This window comes from Spiribacter salinus M19-40 (assembly GCF_000319575.2).
Lineage (GTDB): Bacteria > Pseudomonadota > Gammaproteobacteria > Nitrococcales > Nitrococcaceae > Spiribacter > Spiribacter salinus.
On sequence record NC_021291.1, the window covers coordinates 1,703,602 to 1,724,464 of the forward strand.

The window sequence follows — 20,863 nt, forward strand, 5'->3', positions numbered from 1 at the left end:
TCAATTTCCGCCGGGGTGCGATTTCATGCCGCTTGACTACCGCCAGGCTCATTTTCTGCTCTCCGCCGCGGAGCCTTCCCAATTACCCGTGGATGAGGGGGCTGAGGTGGCGTTTGCCGGGCGCTCGAACGCCGGTAAATCCAGTGCCCTGAATGCCATCACCGATCAACGTCAACTCGCTCGGGTCAGCAAGACGCCGGGGCGGACTCAGCAGATCAACGTGTTTCCAATCCTGGACACCCACCGATTGATCGACTTACCCGGCTATGGCTACGCAAAGGCGCCAGCGGCGATGCGCACGCACTGGCAAAAGGCCCTGCCGGAGTATCTGGAAAACCGCCGCAGCCTGCGTGGCCTGGTCCTGATCATGGATATCCGCCACCCGCTCGGACCGCTGGATGAGCAGATGGTGGTGTGGGCGGCAGCCGCTGAGTTGCCCGTCCATGTCCTGCTCAACAAGGCCGACAAACTAAGCCGGGGGGCGGCAGGAAATACCCTTCAGGCGGTTCGCCCGAAGGTCATCGCACACTGCCCTGGTAGCAGCGTGCAGCTTTTCTCCGCGCAGACGCGCCAGGGGGTGAGTGATGCACGCACCAAACTCGACGAATGGCTGCTCGGCGGTCTGAAATAAAAAACCCCGAAGGCCATGGGGTGTGGCCTTCGGGGACGATGGACCCGGCCTTGGGGGCGGGGCCGGATCCCATGGCCCGCTAAAAGGGAGGGAATAGCGGGCCGCGCCGGGCACTGGCGCGAATACTGTGACACCACGCTTTTGGGTAGAGTTCAGTGGGCATCGTCCCAATTTTCTCCGACCCCGATTTCCACCTCCAGCGGCACATCCAGCGACGCGGCCTCGGCCATGAAGCCGCGAATCCGTTCAGCGACGTCCTGAACCTGGCTGTCCAGTACTTCGAGCACGAGCTCGTCGTGGACCTGCATAACAAGGGCCGTGCCAGGCGACTCAGCGGTAATCCACGCGTCCACTGCAATCATGGCCCGCTTGATGATGTCGGCTGCGGTACCTTGCATCGGCGCGTTGATCGCGGTGCGTTCGGCATATTGCCGACGCTGATTGTTGCGGCTGTTGATCTCCGGTACGTAAAGGCGACGGCCATCCACGGTTTCCACATAACCCTGCTGGCGCGCGGTTTCGCGAGTCCGGTCCATGAAGGCACGGACACCGGGGTAGCGCTCGAAATACCGATCGACATAACGCTGCGCCTCGCCACGCTCAATATTGAGCTGACGCGCCAGCCCCCAGGCCGACATCCCATAGATCAAGCCGAAATTGATGGCCTTGGCTGCGCGACGCTGATCCGCTGTTACAGCCTCGGCGCTCGTCCCAAAGACCTCGGCCGCCGTCGCGGCGTGGATGTCCTGTCCTTCGGCGAACGCGCGTTTGAGCCCCTCATCACCGGACAGGTGCGCCATGATGCGCAACTCAACCTGGGAGTAGTCTGCCGCCATGAGCCGATGGCCTTCGGCCGGAATGAAAGCGCGGCGAATGCGCCGGCCGGCCGCGCTACGCACCGGGATGTTCTGGAGATTGGGATCGGACGATGACAACCGCCCGGTCGCCGTAATCGCCTGGTGATAAGAGGTGTGCACCCGTCCGGTGTTCGGGTTGATGAGTGTCGGCAACTTGTCCGTGTAGGTCGAGCGCAGCTTCGAGACGCCCCGGTAATCGAGAATTAATTGCGGTAGCTCATGGCCCTGAGCCGCCAATTCCTCAAGCACAGACTCGGCGGTTGAAGGGGCGCCCTTCGGCGTTTTCGAGAGCACTGGCAGGCCCTGACGCTCATAAAGGATCTCCTGAATCTGCTTTGGAGAGCCCAGATTGAATGGCCCGCCCGCCGCCCCATACGCCTGGGCTTCCAGCTGCTGCATGGTCTCGGCGAGTTCCCGGCTCTGGACACCCAACAATTCGGCGTCGACGCGGACGCCCGTGCGTTCGATCCGCGAGAGGACAGGCAGCAGCGGGATCTCAATCGATTCATAAATCGACCGAGGCCCCGCCTGCTCAGCGAGCCGCGGCCAGAGGTGCTCATGGAGACGCAGAGCAACATCGGCATCTTCGGCCGCATAGTCCGTCGCCTCGGCCAGCGCAACCTGATCAAAGGTGATTTGCTTGGCGCCCTTGCCCGCCACTTGCTCATAGCTAATCGGCTGATAGCCAAGGTACTTACTGGCCAGCGTATCCATGTCGTGACGATTCGCCGTGGCGTCCAGGCAGTACGACTCCAGCATCGTGTCATGCACCACGCCGCGCAGCGTAATCCCGTGGTTCGCGAGCACGCTGGTGTCGTACTTGAGGTTTTGGCCCAGTTTGTGGGTGTCCAGTTTCTCGAGCAGCGGGCGCAGACGCTCAAGCGTCGCGTCGCGATCCAACTGCTGCGGCTGATCCGGCCCGGCATGCGCCAGTGGCAAGTAGGCCGCCTCTCCCGATTTAACGGCGAACGAGGCGCCAACAATCCGGGCCTCCATGTAATTCAGGCTGTCAGTCTCGAGATCAAACGCAAACACCTCCGCGGCCTCGAGTCGCGTGATCCACTCATCCAGCGTCGCCTGGTCCTGGATGCAGCTGTAGTGCGCGCTTGGCGCTGCCGGATTGTGGGTGTCCAGTAACTCACCCTCTGAGTGATCAGGGGATGTCTGGGTGTCCACTACCGTTGGATCAACCTCTCGAAGCCAGGCGTTAAAACCAAAGCGACGGAAGAGCTGGGTGAGGGCTTCGAAATCTGGATCGGCGACTTTCAGATCGCCCGGCGTTACCGGGAGCTCGACATCGCAGTGAATCGTGGCGAGCTGGCGGGAGAGATCAAGCGCATCCAGATGTTCTCGGAGGCTCTCTCCAACCTTACCAGCAATCTCATCCGCGCGATCGCGAACCGCGTCGAGGGAGCCATACTGGTTCAGCCATTTCGCCGCCGTTTTCGGACCGACCTTGGGGACGCCCGGAATATTGTCTGAGGTATCCCCAACGAGCGCCAGGTAGTCGATAATGCGCTCTGGTGGAACTCCGAATTTCTCCACCACGGCATCATGGTCCAGCACGGTATTGGACATGGTGTTCAGCAAGGTGACATCGCCATTCACCAGCTGGGCCATGTCCTTGTCGCCGGTGGAAATCACCAGCTCCATGCCGGCCGACCGGCCACGGACCGCCAATGTGCCAATTACATCGTCAGCCTCAACACCGCCGACTTCCACAAGCGGTAACCCCATCGCGATCACGGCCTTTTTTAGCGGCTTGATCTGAGCCGCGAGGTCCTCCGGCATCGATGGGCGATTGGCCTTGTACTCAGCGAACAGCTCATCGCGGAACGTCTTCCCCGGCGCATCGAACACGACCCCCATGTAAATCGGCTCGTAATCGGCCACCAGGCGACGCAGCATGCTGATCACCCCGTATATGGCACCCGTTGGGTCACCCTCTGCGCTCGTGAGGGGCGGAAGTGCATGGTAGGCGCGGTACAAGTAAGACGAGCCGTCCACCAGCAGCAGACGTTTCTCGGAACTGGTCATGAAGCATTCCTCACTACGATCCGGTGAATGATACCCGGGGCAGCGCAGCGTTGGACACCCAGACAGTTGTGGACACCCACATTTCAGCCACGGCCTGGACGCGACGTGCGACGATAATGGACACCCAGAGATTGCGAGACCAATTCAATGAGCGAGAGTAAGTACGACGGGCCGGCTGGGCGGAAGATCGATGACGCGCTGATGACGCGCGAGTCATGGAAGATCTTTCAGATCATGGCCGAGTTCGTGGAGGGGTTTGAGCGGCTCGCCCGGATCAGGCCTTCAGTCAGTGTATTCGGTTCGGCCCGCGTCAGCCCGGATCACCCAGCCTACCAGCGGGCTGAAGAGACGGCCCGACTGCTCTCCGATGCCGGATTTTCGGTCATCAGCGGTGGCGGCCCAGGTGTCATGGAAGCCGCGAACAAGGGAGCCCGCGACGGCAAGTCGCCGAGCGTTGGGCTCAATATCGACTTGCCCCACGAGCAGACAGCCAACCCCTATCAGGAGATCGCGCTTAACTTTGAGCATTTCTTCTCACGCAAGGTGATGTTCGTGAAGTACGCCTCGGCCTATGTCGTGTTCCCCGGCGGATTTGGGACGCTGGACGAGCTTGCGGAGATTCTGACGCTGGTGCAGACGGGCAAAACCCGTCAGATCCCCGTCATCCTGATGGACAGCGCGTATTGGCAAGGCCTGGTGGACTGGCTTGAGCAGCGCATGGTGGCGGCGGGACACATCGATCGTGAGGATCTTGCGCTTTTCACACTACTAGATGAGCCTCAGGCGGCGGTGGACGCCATCTTTGATTACTACGAACACCGGGGCTTTGAGCCGTCTCAGGCGGAACGGGAGGTCCTGCTCGATCTATAATCGACTTCAAACCCGCTCGAGATTGGCGTAGGCCGCCACCAGCCACTTAGCGCCGACCGCGTCAAAGTTGACCTGGATGCGGGCGTTCGGGCCGTTGCCCTCACAATCCAGCACAACGCCCTCACCGAAACGGCTATGCTGCACGCGCTCACCGAGCCCGAATTCCGCCTCTGGCGCCACCGCGCCAGCCATACCCCCCTGACTGGCGGCAACCCCCGGACCCGTCACCGAAAAGCGCGCCCGAACCTCATCCACCAACTCCGGCGGCAGCTCGCGAATAAATCGAGACGCGATCCCGAACTCATCCCGGCCGTGCAGGCGACGGCGCTCGGCATAGGTCATCACCAACTGCTGTCGCGCCCGGGTGATGCCGACGTAGGCCAGCCGGCGCTCTTCCTCAAGTCGACCCGGCTCCTCAACCGACATGCGATGGGGGAAAAGCCCTTCCTCCAGGCCCACGAGGAACACCACCGGAAACTCCAGGCCCTTGGCCGAATGCAGGGTCATGAGCTGGACACAGTCCTCCCAGGCGCCAGCCTGGCCCTCGCCCGCTTCCAGTGCGGCGTGGGACAGGAAGGCAGTCAGTGGATCCATTCCCTCGTCGATCTGCGCATCCTGCTGAAAATTGCGCGCGGCGGTAATCAGCTCATCGAGGTTCTCGAGCTTGTCCTGCGCCCGCTCAGAGCGATCTTTCCCCACATGCGCGCGCAAGCTGCTGCGATCGAGGACCGTCTCAAGCTGATCAGCGAGCGCCATGTCGGCCGTCTCGGCCGCCAGCCGGTCGATCAGACCGAGAAAGGCACCCAGCGCATTCGCGGCGCGCGCGGGCAGGGCGCCGTGGCTTGCAAAGAGGCCTGAGGCAGCTCGCCACAGACTGACGTCCTGCTCCCGCGCCGCCAGCCGGATCGCCTCAAGGGTGCGATTGCCAATCCCCCGCGTCGGCGTATTAATGACGCGCTCGAGGGCCGCGCTGTCATCCCGATTGGCGATCAAGCGCAAATACGCAAGGGCGTCCTTGATTTCCGCGCGCTCGAAGAATCGCAAGCCGCCGTACACGCGATACGGGATGCGCCGGGATAGGAGGGCCTCCTCGAAAGTCCGCGATTGCGCGTTGGATCGGTAGAGAATGGCGACATCGCTTCGGGCGAGTCCCTGGTCATCGATCAGGCTCACGAGCCGTTCGATAACAAAACGCGCCTCATCCTGCTCATTGAACGCGGCATACAACGCGATGGGGTCGCCCTGCTCGCCCTCGGTCCACAGCTTTTTGCCCAGGCGATCGCTGTTCAGCGCAATGAGTGCGTTGGCGGCTTCCAGAATCGTCGAGGTGGACCGGTAGTTCTGCTCCAGTCGCAGCACGCGTGTGTCGCTGTAATCGCTGCGAAAACGCTGCAGGTTCTCAACCCGCGCACCGCGCCAGCCGTAAATGGACTGATCGTCATCACCCACAATGAAGACATCCGCCTCCGGGCCGGCAAGCAGCTTGAGCCACTGATACTGAATGCCATTGGTATCCTGAAACTCGTCGACGAGCACATGGGCAAAGCGACGCCGGTAATGCCCAAGTAACTCGAGATGGTTCTGGAGCATCTCGACCGTGCGCAGCATGAGCTCGGCGAAATCCACCACGCCTGCGCTGCGGCAGGCGGCCTCATAAGCGGCATACACGCGGGCCATCTGACCGGTATAGGGATCATTGCTGTCGAGATCGTCCGGACGCTCACCAGCATCCTTGCGCGCATTGATGAACCCCTGGAGCTGGCGAACGGGCCAACGATTTTCATCGACTTCAAGATCGCGCATCACCCGTTTGACGAGGCGGCGCTGATCTTCGCTGTCGAGGATTTGAAAGCCCTGGGGCAGACCCGCCTCTTTCCAGTGCAAGCGAAGCAGGCGGTGAGACAGGCCATGGAAGGTGCCAACCCACATGCCCGAACCCGAAATGCCCAGCAAACGCTCGATGCGACCGCGCATCTCCGCGGCAGCCTTATTCGTGAACGTCACCGCCAACAGGTTATACGGCGTCGTGCCCTCCACCCGCACCAGCCAAGCCGCACGATGGGTGAGGACGCGCGTCTTGCCGCTGCCAGCGCCCGCCAGGACAAGCGCCCGACCCAGGGGGGCGGCGACGGCTTCACGTTGCGCGTCGTTCAGCGGGTCGATGAGGTCAGAGACATCCATGCGCCGGAGTATATCAGCGGCGCCCTCGGCTACGGGTCACTCAGATGTCTGACCGGTGGCAGGTTCTGGATGAGCTCGGCAAGCGCGCTGATCACCGGTTCACGGGCACAGCCTCGGCGGCGGTAAACCGCCAGTTCACGCACTGGCGGCGCGCCAGCTAAGGGGCGCACAGCAATGTGCTCACGCGCCGCGCTCGCAGGGTCGACAGCCAGCGTGGGAAGCAGCGTCACGCCGGCCCCTGTGGCAACCATCTGTCGCAGCGTCTCAAGGCTCGTCGCCCGAAAATCCTGCTGTTGCTGCGCCCCCACGGTGGAGCAGAAGTCCAGGGCCTGATCCCGCATGCAATGGCCTTCCTCCAGCAAAAGCATGGGAACCGCACCCAGATCGGCTCGCTCAATCGTCGCTTGCGCCGCCAGGGAATGGCCGGCAGGCAGAGCGACCTGGAAAGGTTCCTGAAAAAGCGGCTGCGGAATCAGGGCATCATCAGGAATCGGAGCGCCCATGATCGCGGCATCAAGGCTGCCCTCGCGCAGCCGGTCGATCAGACCGCTGGTTCGCTCCTCATGTAACAGCACTTTAAGGCGCGGATACTCGGCCTGGAGCACGGGAAAAAGATGGGGGATGAGATACGGACCGAGGGTGGGGATGATCCCGAGGCGCAGGTCACCCGCCATCGGATCGCCCGCTGCCCGGGCGACGTCAACAATGTCATCCACCTCATTGAGGACCTGGCGCGCGCGCTCGCTGACCATACGACCAACCGGCGTCACGATGACTTTCTTGCTGGTGCGCTCCACTAATTGGACACCCAGGTATTCCTCCAGTTTTTTGACCTGCGTGCTCAGTGTTGGCTGACTGACAAAGCAGGCCGCCGCCGCCCGACCAAAATGCTGATGGTCAGCGACGGCCACCAGATAGCGCAGATCCCGGAAGTTAATGTTCGTCATGGGTAAAAACGTGGCTGTCCAGTATTGGCTTTAATTTTACCGCGACCCCATGCCTTGACCCAGTACACCGGGTTCCAGTGCTCTTTGGCGTGTCAGCCACTGCCCAGGCACTCCACCAGGTTGCTTGATAGCTTTTCGATCAAGGCCGGGTAAAAGTCGAGACCGGAGGGAATATCGCTGCCAAGGGGATCCAGCACACCCGTTTCCGCCTGAGTCCCATCCAATACCGTTTCCACAAGATCCGGGTTGAACTGAGGCTCGGCAAACACGCAGCGGACGTCATTTGCACGCACCACTTCCCGAATCTCGGCAATCCGCGCAGCGCTTGGATCTGACGCATCACTCAACGCAATCGAGCCAAGGGCCGTTACATCGAAGCGCCGCTCAAAATACTGGTAGGCGTCGTGAAAAACGATAAAGGCCTCGTCGGAAACAGGTTGGAGATCGCCCCGAATATCATCCATGAGGGTATTCAGCGCCTCGTCACCCGCCTGCGCATTCCCTCGGTATGTCGCTGCGTTCTCGGGATCCGCTTTGGCCAGCGTCTCCGCGATCACCCCGAACCAATTCTGGGCATTGACCGGGTCCAGCCAAGCATGGGGGTCGATGCTGTCGTGAGCATGATCATGGTCGCCGGTCGATTTGTGGGTGTCCAATTCTTGCTCGTGTCCGTGGTCGTGGCCAGATGCCTGGGTGTCCAGAAATGCCTCTCGAAACGCATAACGGGTCGTGCCGCGGGACTCAATGAGCTGAATCTGTGTTGCGTCGGCCGCCAGTGTCTGCAGGGAGCGGTCAAGCCAGGGCGTCAGCTCGGCGCTCGTCCAGAACACGATCTCAGCTTGTTCTAGCGCCGCCGCTTCCGAAGGCCTTAAGGCGTAGTCATGCGGCGATGCGCCGCGCTGAATCACCAACTCTGGCTCACCAACGCCTTCCATGACCTGAGCCACCAGCGAGTGCACCGGCGGAATATCTGCGGCAACGCGGGGCGCAGACTGCGCGGGCGTCGTCAGAAGGGCGCTCACGCTAAGCACAGCAAGCGCGATCAACCGTCGCAGGGTTGCTCTATTGGCTGCACGTGAGGATCGAATCGACATGGTGGACTCCTTTATCGACGAGCTGGCATGTGCAGCTGCTTTTGCGGGAAAGCGTTATGTTATACTATATCAATATTGCCGCTACCGAAAAGGGCACCGCTGTGGCACGGTCGCCAACTACTATGTCAGCACACACCCAGCCATTGATTCGTGCCACCGACTTGCACGTCCGCATCGGTGGCAACGCCATTCTTGAGCAGATCAACTTCACGATCTCGCCTGGGGAAATCGTCACCGTTGTCGGTCCGAATGGATCAGGCAAATCGACGTTGCTTCGAGCACTGATCGGGTCCATTGAACTGAGTGCAGGACAGATTGAGCGTCAATCAGATCTGCGTATCGGTTATGTACCGCAGCGGCTCCATATCGACCCAACGTTGCCGCTCACCGTCCGACGGTTCCTCAACCTGCCGAAACGACACCGGGCGTCCGAAATACAAAAAGCGCTTGAACGAGCGGGCATCGCCAGCCACCGAGATGTCCCGATGGCCGGGCTGTCTGGCGGGCAGTTCCAACGCGCGCTCATGGCCCGCGCCCTGCTCGATCAGCCTAACCTGCTCATGCTGGACGAGGCCTCTCAAGGTCTCGACCAGACCGGCACCGCCGACTTTTACCGTCAGGTTGAGGAAATCCGGAATGACCTTGGCTGTGGCGTGCTGATGGTCAGCCACGACCTGCACGTTGTAATGCGAGCGGCCGATCGTGTCGTTTGCCTGAATCACAGGATCTGCTGCCAAGGCCATCCGGAGGACGTCAGCGCTGACCCCGAGTATCGCGCCCTGTTTGGCACGGACGACGAAGAGGCCCTGGCGATCTTTCGTCACGACCCGCATAACCATCCCCATGGGGAGACTGGACACCCACAAAAAAGGGCGCAGTCCTGATGCTTGATGACTTCATGGTGCGCGCGGCGCTTGCCGGTCTGGGGGTCGTCCTGGCGGCCGCTCCACTGGGATGCTTTGTGGTCTGGCGCCGCATGGCCTTTTTTGGCGCGGCGACGGCGCATGCTGCGGTACTGGGTGTTGCGCTCTCCCTGGCGTTGTCCATCTCCGTGTTCGCCGGCGTCCTGGCGGTCGCCTTATTAATGGCCATTGTTGTCAACGTGCTAACCGATCGTGGCTACGCAATGGACACGCTTCTGGGTGTCCTTGCCCACGCAGCGCTCGCCTTTGGCCTCGTCGCTGTGTCGTTCATTACGGACGTGCGCATTGACCTGATGGCCTATTTGTTCGGCGACATCCTGGCCGTCGGTCGCTACGACCTCGCGATCATCTGGGGCGGAGCGGGGCTGGTCGTCCTTTTAATGCTCTGGCGCTGGCAGGCCCTACTCACCGCGACGGTGAGTGAGGATCTGGCTTACGCCGAGGGCTATGACCCCCGACGGGAAGGGCTCATTCTGACCATTGCACTCGCCATCATCATTGCCGTGGCCATTAAAGTGGTGGGGGTTTTGCTGATCACCGCGCTGCTGATCATTCCGGCTGCGGCAGCCAGACCGTTCAGCACAACCCCCGAGCGGATGGCGGCCGGTGCAGCCCTGGTGGGTATCGCTGCGGTGATCACCGGCTTATTCGGCTCCTGGCACCTGGACACACCAACCGGGGCGACGATTGTGTGCTCGGCGACATTGCTGTTCGTTTTGCTCAACGCAGCATCCATGGCGAAGCACCGCAGTGACGCACACTGATCGAGCTGTGGGTGTCCAGTACTTCAAGATGAATTGACTCGCTCGCGGCAGGCTGTGACTCTGGGGCGAATCTGGATTGGCTCATGTGAGGGCAAGTAATGAAAGTCGAAGATATTTCGAGCGAGCTGGGATTTACGCTGTTTAAAACCGCAGCGGACCGGGCATTCAATGCCATCACGGTGACCGAGGCGAGCCCCCAGGGCGGCGCTGGGCCAATCATTTACGTCAATGAAGCGTTTACCGAAATGACGGGCTACACACCAGACGAAGTCATGGGCAAAAGCCCCGGCATGCTGCAGGGCCCGAACACAGAGCCTGCCGTCTTGGAGCGACTGGCGAGCCAAATTAGCAAAGGCGAGCCATTCCACGGAGAAACCATCAACTACCGGAAGGACGGCACGGAATTCATCATGGAGTGGCATGTCATCCCGGTGACCCAGCAGGGTTCCGCTACGCATTATGTGGCTGTCCAGCACGATGTGACCGGCCGGATTTAATCCAGCGACGCCGGTGTCGCCGATGCGCTATCGCGTCCGGCAACCAGCCGCAGCCAAGGCCTGCGCAAGATCGTTGATCAGGTCCAGGGGATCTTCGAGGCCGATGTGTAGCCGGACTAACGCGCCGCGCTTTTCCCAATCATCGACACAACGGCTCTCGGCGATCGGGCAAGGCAAAGCCAGGCTCTCGAAACCACCCCATGACGCGCCACGCCCGAAGAGTTTCAACTGATCCAGAAAAGACGTCACCCGTTGTGTATCAACGTCATACAGCTCCATCGTGAACAAGCCGGCGGCGCCTTCATATTGGGACAGCCACAGCGGATGATCTGGGCTGGAGGGCAGTGCTGGGTAGTGGACAGCCACAACGGCATCGTGTCCCTCAAGCCATTGCGCCACCTGAAGCGCCCGCTCGGCGTGGGCCGGATATCGGATATGCAACGTCCGGGCTCCCCTTAACGTCAGCGCGCAATCATCCGGAGATGCCGAAAAGCCCAGGAGCTCGTGCGTACTGTGCAGGGTCGAATAACGCTGTTCTGTAGCCGTTACCGAGCCAATCATCACATCCGAATGGCCACTCAGATACTTGGTGCCCGCCACGATCGAGAGATCGGCGCCATGCTCGAGAGGGCGAAAGCAGTAGCCTGATGCCCAGGTGTTATCACAGGCGACAATCATCTCCCCGTGCTGACGGGCGAGTTGCGCAATCGCATCAATGTCCTGGAGCTCCATGGACACCGACCCCGGCGTCTCGGTGTAAATCATTCGGGTTTCTTTTCGAATCAGACGGCCGAGATCAGCTTCCCTCGGACTATAGAAGTCGTACTGAATATCGCGCTCAGCCAAGAAGCGGTCCAAAAGTCGCCGAACCGGTGAGTAAACCGTATCAACCACTAACAGATGGTCGCCTGGCCTCAGAAAGCCCAGGAACACGGCACTAATGGCCTCCAGCCCAGAGCTGTACAGGCAGGTGCCCGCGCCTCCCTCCAGTTCTGTGATCAATGACTCGAGTGCGAACGTCGTCGGTGTTCCGTGGATCCCATAGGTGAACGCCTGCTCGCCGGATGCGCCGAGACGCTGGGCTTCCTTCATCTCAGCGACCGAGGAAAAGTCGACCGTTGACGCGCGCACCAACGGCGGATTAACAGGCCGCCGGCCATCGCTGTAGCCCGGCCGTCCGCCGTGCACCAACCTCGTGTCCCGCTTCACGATTTCCCTCGTCTTTCGCTTGTCCGCATCTGTCCGTGCATCATGGCAGGGATTAGCGTATTGGACACCCACAATCCGCCTAACGCAGATTAGACGGTGTATCGTGATGGAACTTTGGGTGTCCAGTATCGCCTCATAAAAGGCTCGGATTTCAATCAATAACGAAGGAGACCGCGATGGATGTGCTCTACACAACGACAGGAACAGCGACGGGTGGTCGGGATGGCCAGGCTAAGACCGCTGATGGTTCCCTGGATGTAAAGCTAACTGCGCCAAAAGAACTCGGTGGCCCGGGTGGCGAGGGAACCAACCCGGAACAGCTTTTTGCCTGCGGCTACTCAGCGTGCTTTCTCGGTGCCATGCAGTTCGTGGGGGGCCAGGAAGGCATTAAAGTGCCTGCTGAAACAAAAGTCACGGCCACCATCTCGCTAGGCAAGCGTGATGACGGGCAGGGGTTCAACATCAGCGCAGACCTCGATGTGAACCTGCCTGGCGTTGATCAAGCGGATGCCGAGAAGCTGGTCGAAAAAGCCCATGTCGTGTGCCCTTATTCGTATGCGACCAAAGGCAACGTTGACGTCAACACAACACTGAGCTGACGCGACAGTAGCGCTCCTTGGGCCAGAAAAACGGCCCAGGGAGTCCTTTTTGGGGACCAAGCAAAAAAATGTGACGCAGCACCAAAACTCCCGTCATCCATAGACGCATGCTAGCAGGCCATGCAGATGACACCGGAGTGATTGAGATGACCCTACCTCGCGCCAGCCTCGTCCGTCCGGAAGCAACGCCGTATTACCATGTGATCAGCCGATGCGTGCGTCAGCAGTTCCTATGCGGCTTTGACACCCGGACCTCGCGCGATTTCACGCATCGTCGGGAATGGATCCGGGCGCGTATGCGACAGGCTGCCAAGGCTTTTGCCATTAACATCCACGCCTACGCGATCATGTCGAATCACTTTCACCTGGTGGTTGAGCTGCAACCTCATCAGGTGCTGCAGTGGAGTGACACGGAGGTTATCCGGCGCTGGCGTATGGCCTTCAAAGGCCCAGCGCTACTCGATCGATTCACCCGCGGTGCAAAGTTGTCCACGGGAGAGCGCGCACGGATCAAGATGCTCATCCCGCTCTACAGAGAGCGGCTGGGATCGCTGTCCTGGTTCATGCGCGCCATCAATGAACCCATCGCCAGGATGGCGAACCAGGAGGACAACGTTGCCGGTCGCTTCTGGGACGGACGGTTCAAAAGCCAGGCGCTGTTAACAGCTGGCGCTCTCATTGCCGCGATGGCCTATGTCGATCTCAACCCAATTCGCGCAGGCCTCGCCTCCACACCCGAAGACGCTGATTACACCTCTATCCAGGAGCGAATCAGGGGTCGAAGAGGGGCTGGAGAACCCCTCGAACCCCTCGGAGACCGCCTTGGAGACCTAGGTAATCAACTCTGCGGCCTCGACGATTATCTTGAGCTCGTCGACTGGAGCGGGCGATTCGTTCAAAAGGATAAAATCGGCGTGATTAGCCGCACGCTTCCTCCACTGCTGGTTCGGCTTGGCTTGCAGCCAGATGGCTACACACGACTCATCAGTCGGACCGAGCGCCGTTTCAAAAACTGGATTGGCCCATCCCACGCCATGCAACACATTGCCGGATTGCTGGGACGTCGCTTTTTACAGGGGCAGGGTGCCGCCGAAACGGTCTTCCAGGTGCCTCAATCGGCTTGAGCGACGATGCCCAGGTTTGAGCGCTCAAGTTGGGAGATTTGCTCACCGGTATCCTCAGCGGGCGAGACAATGGTTGTCATCCAGACTTCTCCAGCTGAAATTTCTGCTGTGCGCAAGTGCCAGCTAAACCCGTAAAAGCTCCCGTCGGCTGCAAGAACGCGCACGGCATAGACCGCGACCGCATCGGATAATGCAACCCGCTGAAGCTCATAGGAGCGATGGTTGATCAAGGTCCGATAGTTACGCCCTTTGATCATGCGAGTAAAGCGCTCCAAAGGGCCTGTCATCTCACGGTTATTCGGATGGGCAAACGCCCAGACTTGCTCGATACCGGCGTCCTGAGAGGGGTCGTCATTGTCCGCTAGCGCCTCAAGCTGAATTCTGACCACTTGCTCCGGCGACAGCTCGGGACTCGGCTCGGCGGCGGGCTCAGCGTAAGCCGAAGTTGCCAAGAACTGGACACCCAGAGAACAGAAGAGGGCGAGTCGAAGGAAGCTTAGGCGCCGCCCGGGGACTGCTAAATCCATCGCGAGATTCTCCTTCGTCGCTGCGGGCATTTGAGACAGATGTACTGGCGTGGTCGCCTCTTACGCGCAGCGTACGCGTTAGTGTTTCGGTTATCGGGATCCTCGGGTTAAGGTGCTTGAACGAAGTGTGGGTGTCCACTACCGGGAGAGTTATGGTCAGAACAAGCGCCAGTGCACTGATCAACCGGGCCAGTCCAGTGGTCTTCTCGTTTGTCGTGGATGACTTTGTTCAGAACTACCCACGCTGGTCCCCCGAAGTCAAAAGCCTCAAACCACTGAGTGACGGCCCTCTAGTGCAAGGCTGGAAGGCTCGACAAGTCCGTGTCGACCAGGGTCGCCGCACCGCCACCGACTTCGAGGTGATTGCACTGAAACCGCCGGAGCACGTGGGGTTTCAAGGAATCAAAGACCCTTACTTCATTGATTTCCATTTTGCGGCGGCAACCGAGGACAGCACACAGCTGACCTTCGTGTTCGAGCTCGGTCAGCTCGGCATGGCGTTTAAGCCTTTCGAGAAGTTGATCAAGCATGCGGTCCAAAGTGGTGTAGACCGGGTCGCGCGTAACCTAAAATACCTCGTGGAATCAGAGACACCATCTGGATGATGTCAGTACTGGACACCCAAATAATATGCCAGACCAATCGCGCTGGCCCGCTCGCAGGAGTGCAATGATGGAATTCACACCGGAAAAAGACCCTGGAATTATCCCGAGTGTACTTACGCAGATCCTGGATACCTGTGTGAATGGGATTACCCTGTCGGATCCCGACCAGCCAGATAACCCCATCGTTTTCGCTAACCGCGTTTTTCGTGACATGACGGGTTATACACAGGAAGAAATCATCGGCCGCAACTGCCGCTTCCTGCACGGCGATGACCGGGACCAGCCGGGCCTGCAAGCGATTCGTGATGCGCTTAAGACCGAATCGAAAGTCGAGGTTACGCTGCGAAACTATCGAAAGACCGGCGAGCTCTTTCATAACCAGCTCACCGTCCAGCCCTTACGCGATGAGAACGGGCAACTGATGTACTACCTGGGTGTCCAGTACGACATTACCTCCTTGGTCACCGCGCGCGAAGAAGCCGATCGGATGGCGACTTTGCTCGATCAAGGCGGAGAGGAATGACTGATCAGTGAACAAGTTTGGGTGTCCAGCATCTAACGTCTCGGACAAAAAATGGACAACCAAGACTTAAGGAGCAGCTTATGCGGCTCAGTGAAAAGGGCGTCATCGTCACCGGCGGCGCGAGTGGTATCGGTGAGGCGACCGTGCGTCAAATCGTTGAAGAGGGTGGGCGAGCCATCATCGCCGACCTTGATAACGACAAAGGAACGGAACTGGTCAACGAGCTCGGCGAAGACCGGGTCAAGTACCTTCACGTCGATGTCGTGGACACCCAAGAAGTCGACGCCCTCTTCGAAGCCGCGGAGCGATTCTGTGGCGTCGATGGGGTTTTCAATAATGCGGGCGTCGGCGCCATTACACCGAGTGCTGAGTGCAGTGACGCCGACTGGCAGAGGGTGGTTGATATCAATCTGACGGGCGTTTTCAAAATCGCCAGGAAAGCCCTTCAATATATGCAGCCCCGTCGCAGCGGCAGCATCGTGAATTGCGCGTCCATCCTTGGCCACCTCGGCCAGTCCCAAACGCCGGCCTACAGCGCGGCGAAAGGCGGCGTATTAAACTTCACCCGAACGCTGGCCATCGAGTTCGCGGCTCAGGGCATCCGTGTGAACAGCGTATCGCCCGGTTACGTCGAAACCCCCATCCTCGAGGCACTCGATGAGGAAAGCGTCAATGCGCTCCGAGATCTTCACCCAATCGGGCGTCTTGGACAGCCTAAGGAGATCGCCAACGCAGTCGCTTTCTTGCTAAGCGACGAAGCAAGCTTTGTGACCGGAGCCGATCTTCTAGTAGACGGCGGGTTCACGGCCGGCAAATCCTAAAGGGCAAACCTCGCCTTAGGCCTCCACGAAGTAAAGGCGCCCGACCCGCCTCAGGCGCCTGGGTGCAACAAAAAAAGCAGGGCCGCTGCAACGAGCATTGCGGCGGCGAAAGGGAGATTCCATCGCAAGCTATCCCCCGCCCTCAGGCGATAGGTGCCTTGCAGTGCCAGGTTCATCGCTGAAAGCGGGCTTGCGGCAACACCAATTCCCCACGCGGCGAGGAAACAACTCGCTAGCAGACTCGGATCCGGGTCCAACGGCGCCACCAAGGGCGCTGCCGCGGCGACGCCAATCACAGGATGGACACCCACGATTGAGAGACCAACCAACCCGGTCAACAAAGCACTCGCTTGCCAGGCCCCGAAGCCATCAAACGGTAAGGACACCCCAGTAACGGCAATCAGGCTCATCAAACCCGCCGCCATCACGCCGGCAGCGAGGAAAAGCACTAACTCAGCCCTCATCCCTGGTAAGCCCTCACGTATGTGATGTGCCAATTGACGACCCACCGGTTGCCGGCGGAGCGCCAGCGTCAGAATCGTAACGGATGGGGCCAGCGCAGCAATCAGACCGAGTACCGAGAGCGCGGGCCGCCACCAGTGCGCACCTAAGATAAGCGCGGCCAACAAGCCGGGCAGCCACAGGCTAGCGAAGTTCATGGGATAACCCCGAAAGTGCTGGACACCCAAAGCGTTCACGTCGCGATAAGTCAGGGCAAGGGCAATCATGGCCAGCGGTAGCCCGAAGGCGAGCAACGAAGAGAGTTGAGCCCCTGGCGCGTACGTTAGCGCAGCGGCCATAGCCGCGAAAAATGGGGACCAGAACGCTGCTGACCCAAAACCCCTCACCAAGGCAACATACTGCTGCCGAGACAGCGTGTCGCCGTCGCTCATGCGGCGCGCCATGATGAAGACTGTCGACAAATTCACCACCGCGCCGAAAAGATGGACACCCACAATCGTCGCGAGGAGGCTTCGGCGGCCGTACGCGCTAACGACCGGCTCGGCGTTCGATGGCGCGGTAATCAGACGAAGGAAGCTCACCGCAGCCAGCATGGCAATCAAGTTAGCGTTACCTGCAATGGTGGTACGCCACGCCAATGAACCATCTGCAACAAACCCGACCAGCAGACCAAGGCCTCCCACGGTTAGCAGGATTGCGCTCTGTACGCGGGTTCGTTTGGGGACCTCCAACCACAGAATAAAGCCCGCTGCCCATGCCAGGAGACCCGCCAGAAGCGTCGGTAACCACGACGTCAAACTGGCTATTGCCCCCGTTACGACGCAGGCAGCCAGGAGGCCACCCGCCAACATACGACTGAATTGCCCCTTCGGGTCAGCCGCCAGCGAGTTGTGGGTGTCCAGCATTGAGGAATCCCTCAGCCAGGGAGACAGTAGGCAGGGACTATTCCACCGTCACGGACTTGGCGAGATTACGCGGTTGGTCGACATCGGTGCCTTTGAGGACAGCCACGTGATAGGCGAGCAGCTGCAAGGGAATCGTGTAAAGCAACGGCGCCAGGACTTCGTCAACTGAGGGCAGGATCAGGACCTGGCAACCGTCATCGGCCGCGGGCGCAGAGGCGGCATCCGCAAATACATAGAGCTGCCCGCCGCGGGCCCGAACCTCCTGGAGATTGGATTTCAGCTTCTCCACTAAATCATCCCGGGGCGCGACCGTTATGACCGGCATATCGGCATCGACCAGCGCGAGCGGTCCGTGCTTGAGCTCGCCCGCGGGGTAGGCTTCAGCATGAATGTAGGAAATTTCCTTGAGCTTCAGCGCGCCTTCCATCGCAATGGGAAATTGGCTCCCGCGGCCAAGAAAAAGGCTGTGATGCTTGTCGACAAACTGCTCCGCCAAGGCCTCAACTTTGGATTCAAGCGTGAGCACCTCTTCAATCTGACGCGGGATATGACATAAGGCGGCCACCAGACGGGATTCCTCGCTCTCCCCCAAGCCCTGGCGCCGGGCCGCGGCGATCACGGTGAGAAGCAAGGCGGTGAGCTGAGTGGTAAAGGCCTTGGTTGACGCCACCCCAATCTCGGGGCCTGCCCGCGTCATCATAACGAGGTCAGACTCCCTGACGAGCGAGCTCTCCGGGACGTTGCAGATCGCGAGCGAAGCCAGATAACCGAGGGTCTTCGCCTCGCGCAACGCGGCGAGGGTATCCGCCGTCTCTCCAGACTGAGAAAGCGTCACAAACAGGGTTCCCGCGGGAACGACATGACGGCGGTACCGAAATTCGCTCGCCACCTCGACATCACAGGGCAGGCCCGCCAGCGATTCAAACCAATAACGCGCCACCAGCCCGGCGTGGTAGCTCGTCCCACACGCCACGATCTGGATTCGTTGGGCCTGCTCGAGCAGTGCCGTTGCCTCTGGGCCAAGGGCCTCTGGCAGCACACGGTTATCCGAGATGCGACCCTCGAGTGTTTCAGCGATAGCGCGCGGCTGCTCGTGAATCTCCTTGGCCATGAAATGCCGGTATTCGCCCCGCTCAGCGGCATCGGCGGTGAGTTCCGTCGTCCTGACCGGACGGTCGACAGGCTGCCCATTCGTGTCATAGATGGTCAGTGAATCGCGAGTCAGATCAACAACATCACCCTCCTCGAGGTAGATGAAATCGCGGGTTACGGGCAACAGGGCAGCAACATCAGAGGCAATGAAATGCTCACCAATACCCACGCCGATCACCAGCGGACTGCCGCGGCGCGCGGCGATCAGCCGACCCGGCTCACGCGTGCTAATCACACCCAGTGCGTAGGCGCCCTCAAGCTCGCTGAGCACGTTCTGGACACCCACAAAAAGATCATCACCCGCTGCAAGGCGGGCGTGAATTGCATTGACGACCGATTCGGTATCGGTCTCGGAGGTGAAGTGATAACCATCGGCAGTCAGGCGTTTGCGCAACGACTCGTGGTTTTCGATGATTCCGTTGTGAACGATGGCCACCTCATCGCGGGCCAGGTGCGGATGAGCATTGGCCTCGGTTGGCGCGCCATGCGTGGCCCAACGAGTATGTGCCAAGCCAGTAGAGCCGGTCAGTGGCGCACTCGCATGCGCGGCGTCCAGCGCAGAGACCTTGCCGACCGCTCGATGCCGGTGAAGCAGATTGTGGGTGTCCATTACCGCCAACCCGGCCGAGTCGTAGCCGCGATATTCAAGTCGCCGGAGCCCCTCAAGCAATATCGGCGAGACATCGCGTTCGGCAACGGCTCCAACAATGCCGCACATGCTGAACTCCTATTCGTTGTGAGGTCGCTGCCAGCCGGGAATTTGACGCGCCCGACCATCAGTGACGGCTAACGTATCACTCGGCACATCGTCCCGGATGGTCGTGCCCGCCCCGATCATCGCGCCGTCCCCAACGGCGACCGGTGCCACCAAGGCAGTGTTCGAGCCAATAAACACACCGTTACCGATTTTTGTGAGGTGCTTCGCCTGGCCATCATAGTTACAGGTGATCGTCCCTGCGCCCACATTCACATCCTCGCCGAGCTCCGCGTCACCGATATAAGACAAGTGATTCACCTTGCTACGAGAACCGATTTGCGCCTTTTTCGTTTCCACGAAGTTGCCCACTTTTGCCTTATCTGCGAGCACCGTCCCCGGGCGTAGGCGGGCAAACGGCCCGATCTGGCAGCCGGCACCAACGTGGGTGTCCAATATCTCGCAGTGGCCAAGGACCGCGGTGTCGGATGAGATATGGGTGTCCAGTAATCGAGTCGAAGGACCAATCGTCACCCGGTCACCCAGCGAGACGGTGCCCTCGATAATGACGTTGGGTTCGATGAAGCAATCGCGGCCAACGCTAAGCGTGCCGCGCAGATCGAATCGGCTCGGATCGGCTATTCCCAGGCCGTGCTCACGCATCAACGTCTCTGCCTGACGGCGCTGACAGGCACGCTCCACCGCAGCCAGCTGGAGCCGATCGTTGACGCCCTGGACCTCCCAGGGGTCGTCACAAACGAGAGACTGGACACCCACACTTGCGCGCCGAGCCTGAGCGATACAGTCGGTCAAGTAGTACTCGCCCTGCGCGTTGGTGGTATCCAGGTCGGAGAGCCAGCGGCGCAGGGGCTTGGCGGGTAAACACATCACCCCGGTGTTCACTTCGTTGATCTGACGCTGGGTATCCGTCGCATCCTTTTCCTCAACAATACCCATGACCGCGCCATCCGCATCGCGCAGCACCCGCCCATACCCGCGGGGCTCGGCAAGGCAGACACTGAGCAACGAGACACCCTCTCCCGCCGCTTCCACCAAATCACGCAACGTCTGCGCGCTGATCAGCGGGACATCGGCACAGAGCACCAGCACCTGGTGGCCATCCGAAACCTGCGCCAACGCCTGCATCACGGCATGACCTGTCCCCAGTTGTTCGGCCTGGTACACCCAGTTCACCGGGGCATCGGCGAAGGCGGCCTTCACAGTTTCGCCGGCATGGCCATGCACCACATGGATCACGCTCGGGGCCAGCGCCTGGGCGGCATCCAGCACACGACCCAGCATCGGCTGACCGGCAATGGGATGGAGGACTTTGGGAAGATCGGAGTGCATGCGCTTGCCCTCACCGGCGGCAAGGACAACGACACTCAGCGGGTAGGAAGCCATCAGGAACCCTCAGCCATACAGCAGGGGCTGCCCACGG

The 20,863-nt window shown here is 60.3% G+C and carries 19 protein-coding genes; 10 read left to right on the forward strand and 9 right to left on the reverse strand.

Annotated features, from left to right (window positions below; translation table 11 throughout):
• Positions 1-25: 25 nt before the first annotated feature.
• Positions 26-631: a ribosome biogenesis GTP-binding protein YihA/YsxC gene (gene yihA, locus SPISAL_RS08440; protein WP_016354056.1), complete on the forward strand. Its 606-nt coding sequence runs from the start codon at positions 26-28 to the stop codon at positions 629-631.
• A gap of 152 nt (positions 632-783) precedes the next feature.
• Here the strand turns inward: yihA and polA are convergent, their stop codons facing one another.
• Entirely contained in the window at positions 784-3,525 is a 2,742-nt protein-coding gene (gene polA / locus SPISAL_RS08445; RefSeq protein WP_016354057.1) for a DNA polymerase I, read from the reverse strand.
• Positions 3,526-3,672: 147 nt separating this feature from the next.
• Here polA and SPISAL_RS08450 point away from each other — a divergent pair, with 147 nt between their 5' ends.
• Positions 3,673-4,395, forward strand: a complete 723-nt coding sequence (locus SPISAL_RS08450) for an LOG family protein (RefSeq protein ID WP_016354058.1) — start codon at positions 3,673-3,675, stop codon at positions 4,393-4,395.
• Between the two features lie 6 nt (positions 4,396-4,401).
• Here the strand turns inward: SPISAL_RS08450 and uvrD are convergent, their stop codons facing one another.
• From uvrD to SPISAL_RS08465, 3 genes are all read right to left on the reverse strand, one after another.
• Positions 4,402-6,576 carry a DNA helicase II gene (gene uvrD / locus SPISAL_RS08455; RefSeq protein WP_016354059.1) on the reverse strand — a complete coding sequence of 725 codons (2,175 nt, stop codon included), beginning with the start codon at positions 6,574-6,576 and terminating at the stop codon, positions 4,402-4,404.
• Positions 6,577-6,605: 29 nt separating this feature from the next.
• The gene (locus SPISAL_RS08460; protein WP_016354060.1) at positions 6,606-7,523 is read right to left on the reverse strand and encodes a LysR substrate-binding domain-containing protein; all 918 of its coding nucleotides are present in this window, start codon (positions 7,521-7,523) and stop codon (positions 6,606-6,608) included.
• A gap of 92 nt (positions 7,524-7,615) precedes the next feature.
• A complete protein-coding gene (locus SPISAL_RS08465) occupies positions 7,616-8,617 on the reverse strand; it encodes a zinc ABC transporter substrate-binding protein (protein WP_016354061.1) in 1,002 nt (333 codons plus the stop codon).
• 56 nt (positions 8,618-8,673) lie between these two features.
• Here SPISAL_RS08465 and SPISAL_RS08470 point away from each other — a divergent pair, with 56 nt between their 5' ends.
• The 3 genes from SPISAL_RS08470 (at position 8,674) to SPISAL_RS08480 (ending at position 10,801) form a co-directional block, all read left to right on the forward strand.
• Complete coding sequence (locus tag SPISAL_RS08470) at positions 8,674-9,501, forward strand: ATP-binding cassette domain-containing protein (protein ID WP_016354062.1); 828 nt, start codon at positions 8,674-8,676, stop codon at positions 9,499-9,501.
• On the forward strand, positions 9,501-10,304 hold the full coding sequence (locus SPISAL_RS08475; RefSeq protein WP_016354063.1) for a metal ABC transporter permease: 804 nt from the start codon (positions 9,501-9,503) through the stop codon (positions 10,302-10,304). The genes SPISAL_RS08470 and SPISAL_RS08475 overlap by 1 nt, the downstream gene beginning before the upstream one ends.
• A gap of 98 nt (positions 10,305-10,402) precedes the next feature.
• Positions 10,403-10,801: a PAS domain-containing protein gene (locus tag SPISAL_RS08480; protein WP_016354064.1), complete on the forward strand. Its 399-nt coding sequence runs from the start codon at positions 10,403-10,405 to the stop codon at positions 10,799-10,801.
• A gap of 27 nt (positions 10,802-10,828) precedes the next feature.
• Here the strand turns inward: SPISAL_RS08480 and metC are convergent, their stop codons facing one another.
• Positions 10,829-12,010, reverse strand: coding sequence for a cystathionine beta-lyase (metC, locus tag SPISAL_RS08485; protein WP_222821393.1), 1,182 nt, complete (start codon positions 12,008-12,010; stop codon positions 10,829-10,831).
• A gap of 176 nt (positions 12,011-12,186) precedes the next feature.
• Between metC and SPISAL_RS08490 the strand changes: the two genes are divergently transcribed.
• Both SPISAL_RS08490 and SPISAL_RS08495 read left to right on the forward strand, forming a co-directional pair.
• The gene (locus tag SPISAL_RS08490) at positions 12,187-12,609 is read left to right on the forward strand and encodes an organic hydroperoxide resistance protein (protein ID WP_016354066.1); all 423 of its coding nucleotides are present in this window, start codon (positions 12,187-12,189) and stop codon (positions 12,607-12,609) included.
• 146 nt (positions 12,610-12,755) lie between these two features.
• Positions 12,756-13,733 carry a transposase gene (locus tag SPISAL_RS08495; protein WP_016354067.1) on the forward strand — a complete coding sequence of 326 codons (978 nt, stop codon included), beginning with the start codon at positions 12,756-12,758 and terminating at the stop codon, positions 13,731-13,733.
• Here SPISAL_RS08495 and SPISAL_RS08500 read toward each other — a convergent pair.
• Entirely contained in the window at positions 13,721-14,260 is a 540-nt protein-coding gene (locus SPISAL_RS08500; protein WP_016354068.1) for a DUF4864 domain-containing protein, read from the reverse strand. The two genes, SPISAL_RS08495 and SPISAL_RS08500, sit on opposite strands and share 13 nt — an antisense overlap.
• 152 nt (positions 14,261-14,412) lie before the next feature.
• Between SPISAL_RS08500 and SPISAL_RS08505 the strand changes: the two genes are divergently transcribed.
• The 3 genes from SPISAL_RS08505 (at position 14,413) to SPISAL_RS08515 (ending at position 16,209) form a co-directional block, all read left to right on the forward strand.
• A complete protein-coding gene (locus tag SPISAL_RS08505; RefSeq protein WP_016354069.1) occupies positions 14,413-14,865 on the forward strand; it encodes an SRPBCC family protein in 453 nt (150 codons plus the stop codon).
• A 67-nt stretch (positions 14,866-14,932) separates the two neighbouring features.
• Positions 14,933-15,388, forward strand: coding sequence for a PAS domain-containing protein (locus SPISAL_RS08510; RefSeq protein WP_016354070.1), 456 nt, complete (start codon positions 14,933-14,935; stop codon positions 15,386-15,388).
• Between the two features lie 80 nt (positions 15,389-15,468).
• Positions 15,469-16,209 carry an SDR family NAD(P)-dependent oxidoreductase gene (locus SPISAL_RS08515; protein WP_016354071.1) on the forward strand — a complete coding sequence of 247 codons (741 nt, stop codon included), beginning with the start codon at positions 15,469-15,471 and terminating at the stop codon, positions 16,207-16,209.
• 50 nt (positions 16,210-16,259) lie between these two features.
• Here the strand turns inward: SPISAL_RS08515 and SPISAL_RS08520 are convergent, their stop codons facing one another.
• From SPISAL_RS08520 to glmU, 3 genes are read right to left on the reverse strand one after another with little or no spacing between them, the layout of a single operon-like run.
• A complete protein-coding gene (locus tag SPISAL_RS08520; RefSeq protein ID WP_016354072.1) occupies positions 16,260-17,576 on the reverse strand; it encodes a hypothetical protein in 1,317 nt (438 codons plus the stop codon).
• 37 nt (positions 17,577-17,613) lie between these two features.
• Positions 17,614-19,446, reverse strand: a complete 1,833-nt coding sequence (glmS, locus tag SPISAL_RS08525) for a glutamine--fructose-6-phosphate transaminase (isomerizing) (RefSeq protein WP_016354073.1) — start codon at positions 19,444-19,446, stop codon at positions 17,614-17,616.
• 9 nt (positions 19,447-19,455) lie between these two features.
• Complete coding sequence (gene glmU, locus SPISAL_RS08530; RefSeq protein ID WP_016354074.1) at positions 19,456-20,826, reverse strand: bifunctional UDP-N-acetylglucosamine diphosphorylase/glucosamine-1-phosphate N-acetyltransferase GlmU; 1,371 nt, start codon at positions 20,824-20,826, stop codon at positions 19,456-19,458.
• Positions 20,827-20,863 lie beyond the last annotated feature (37 nt).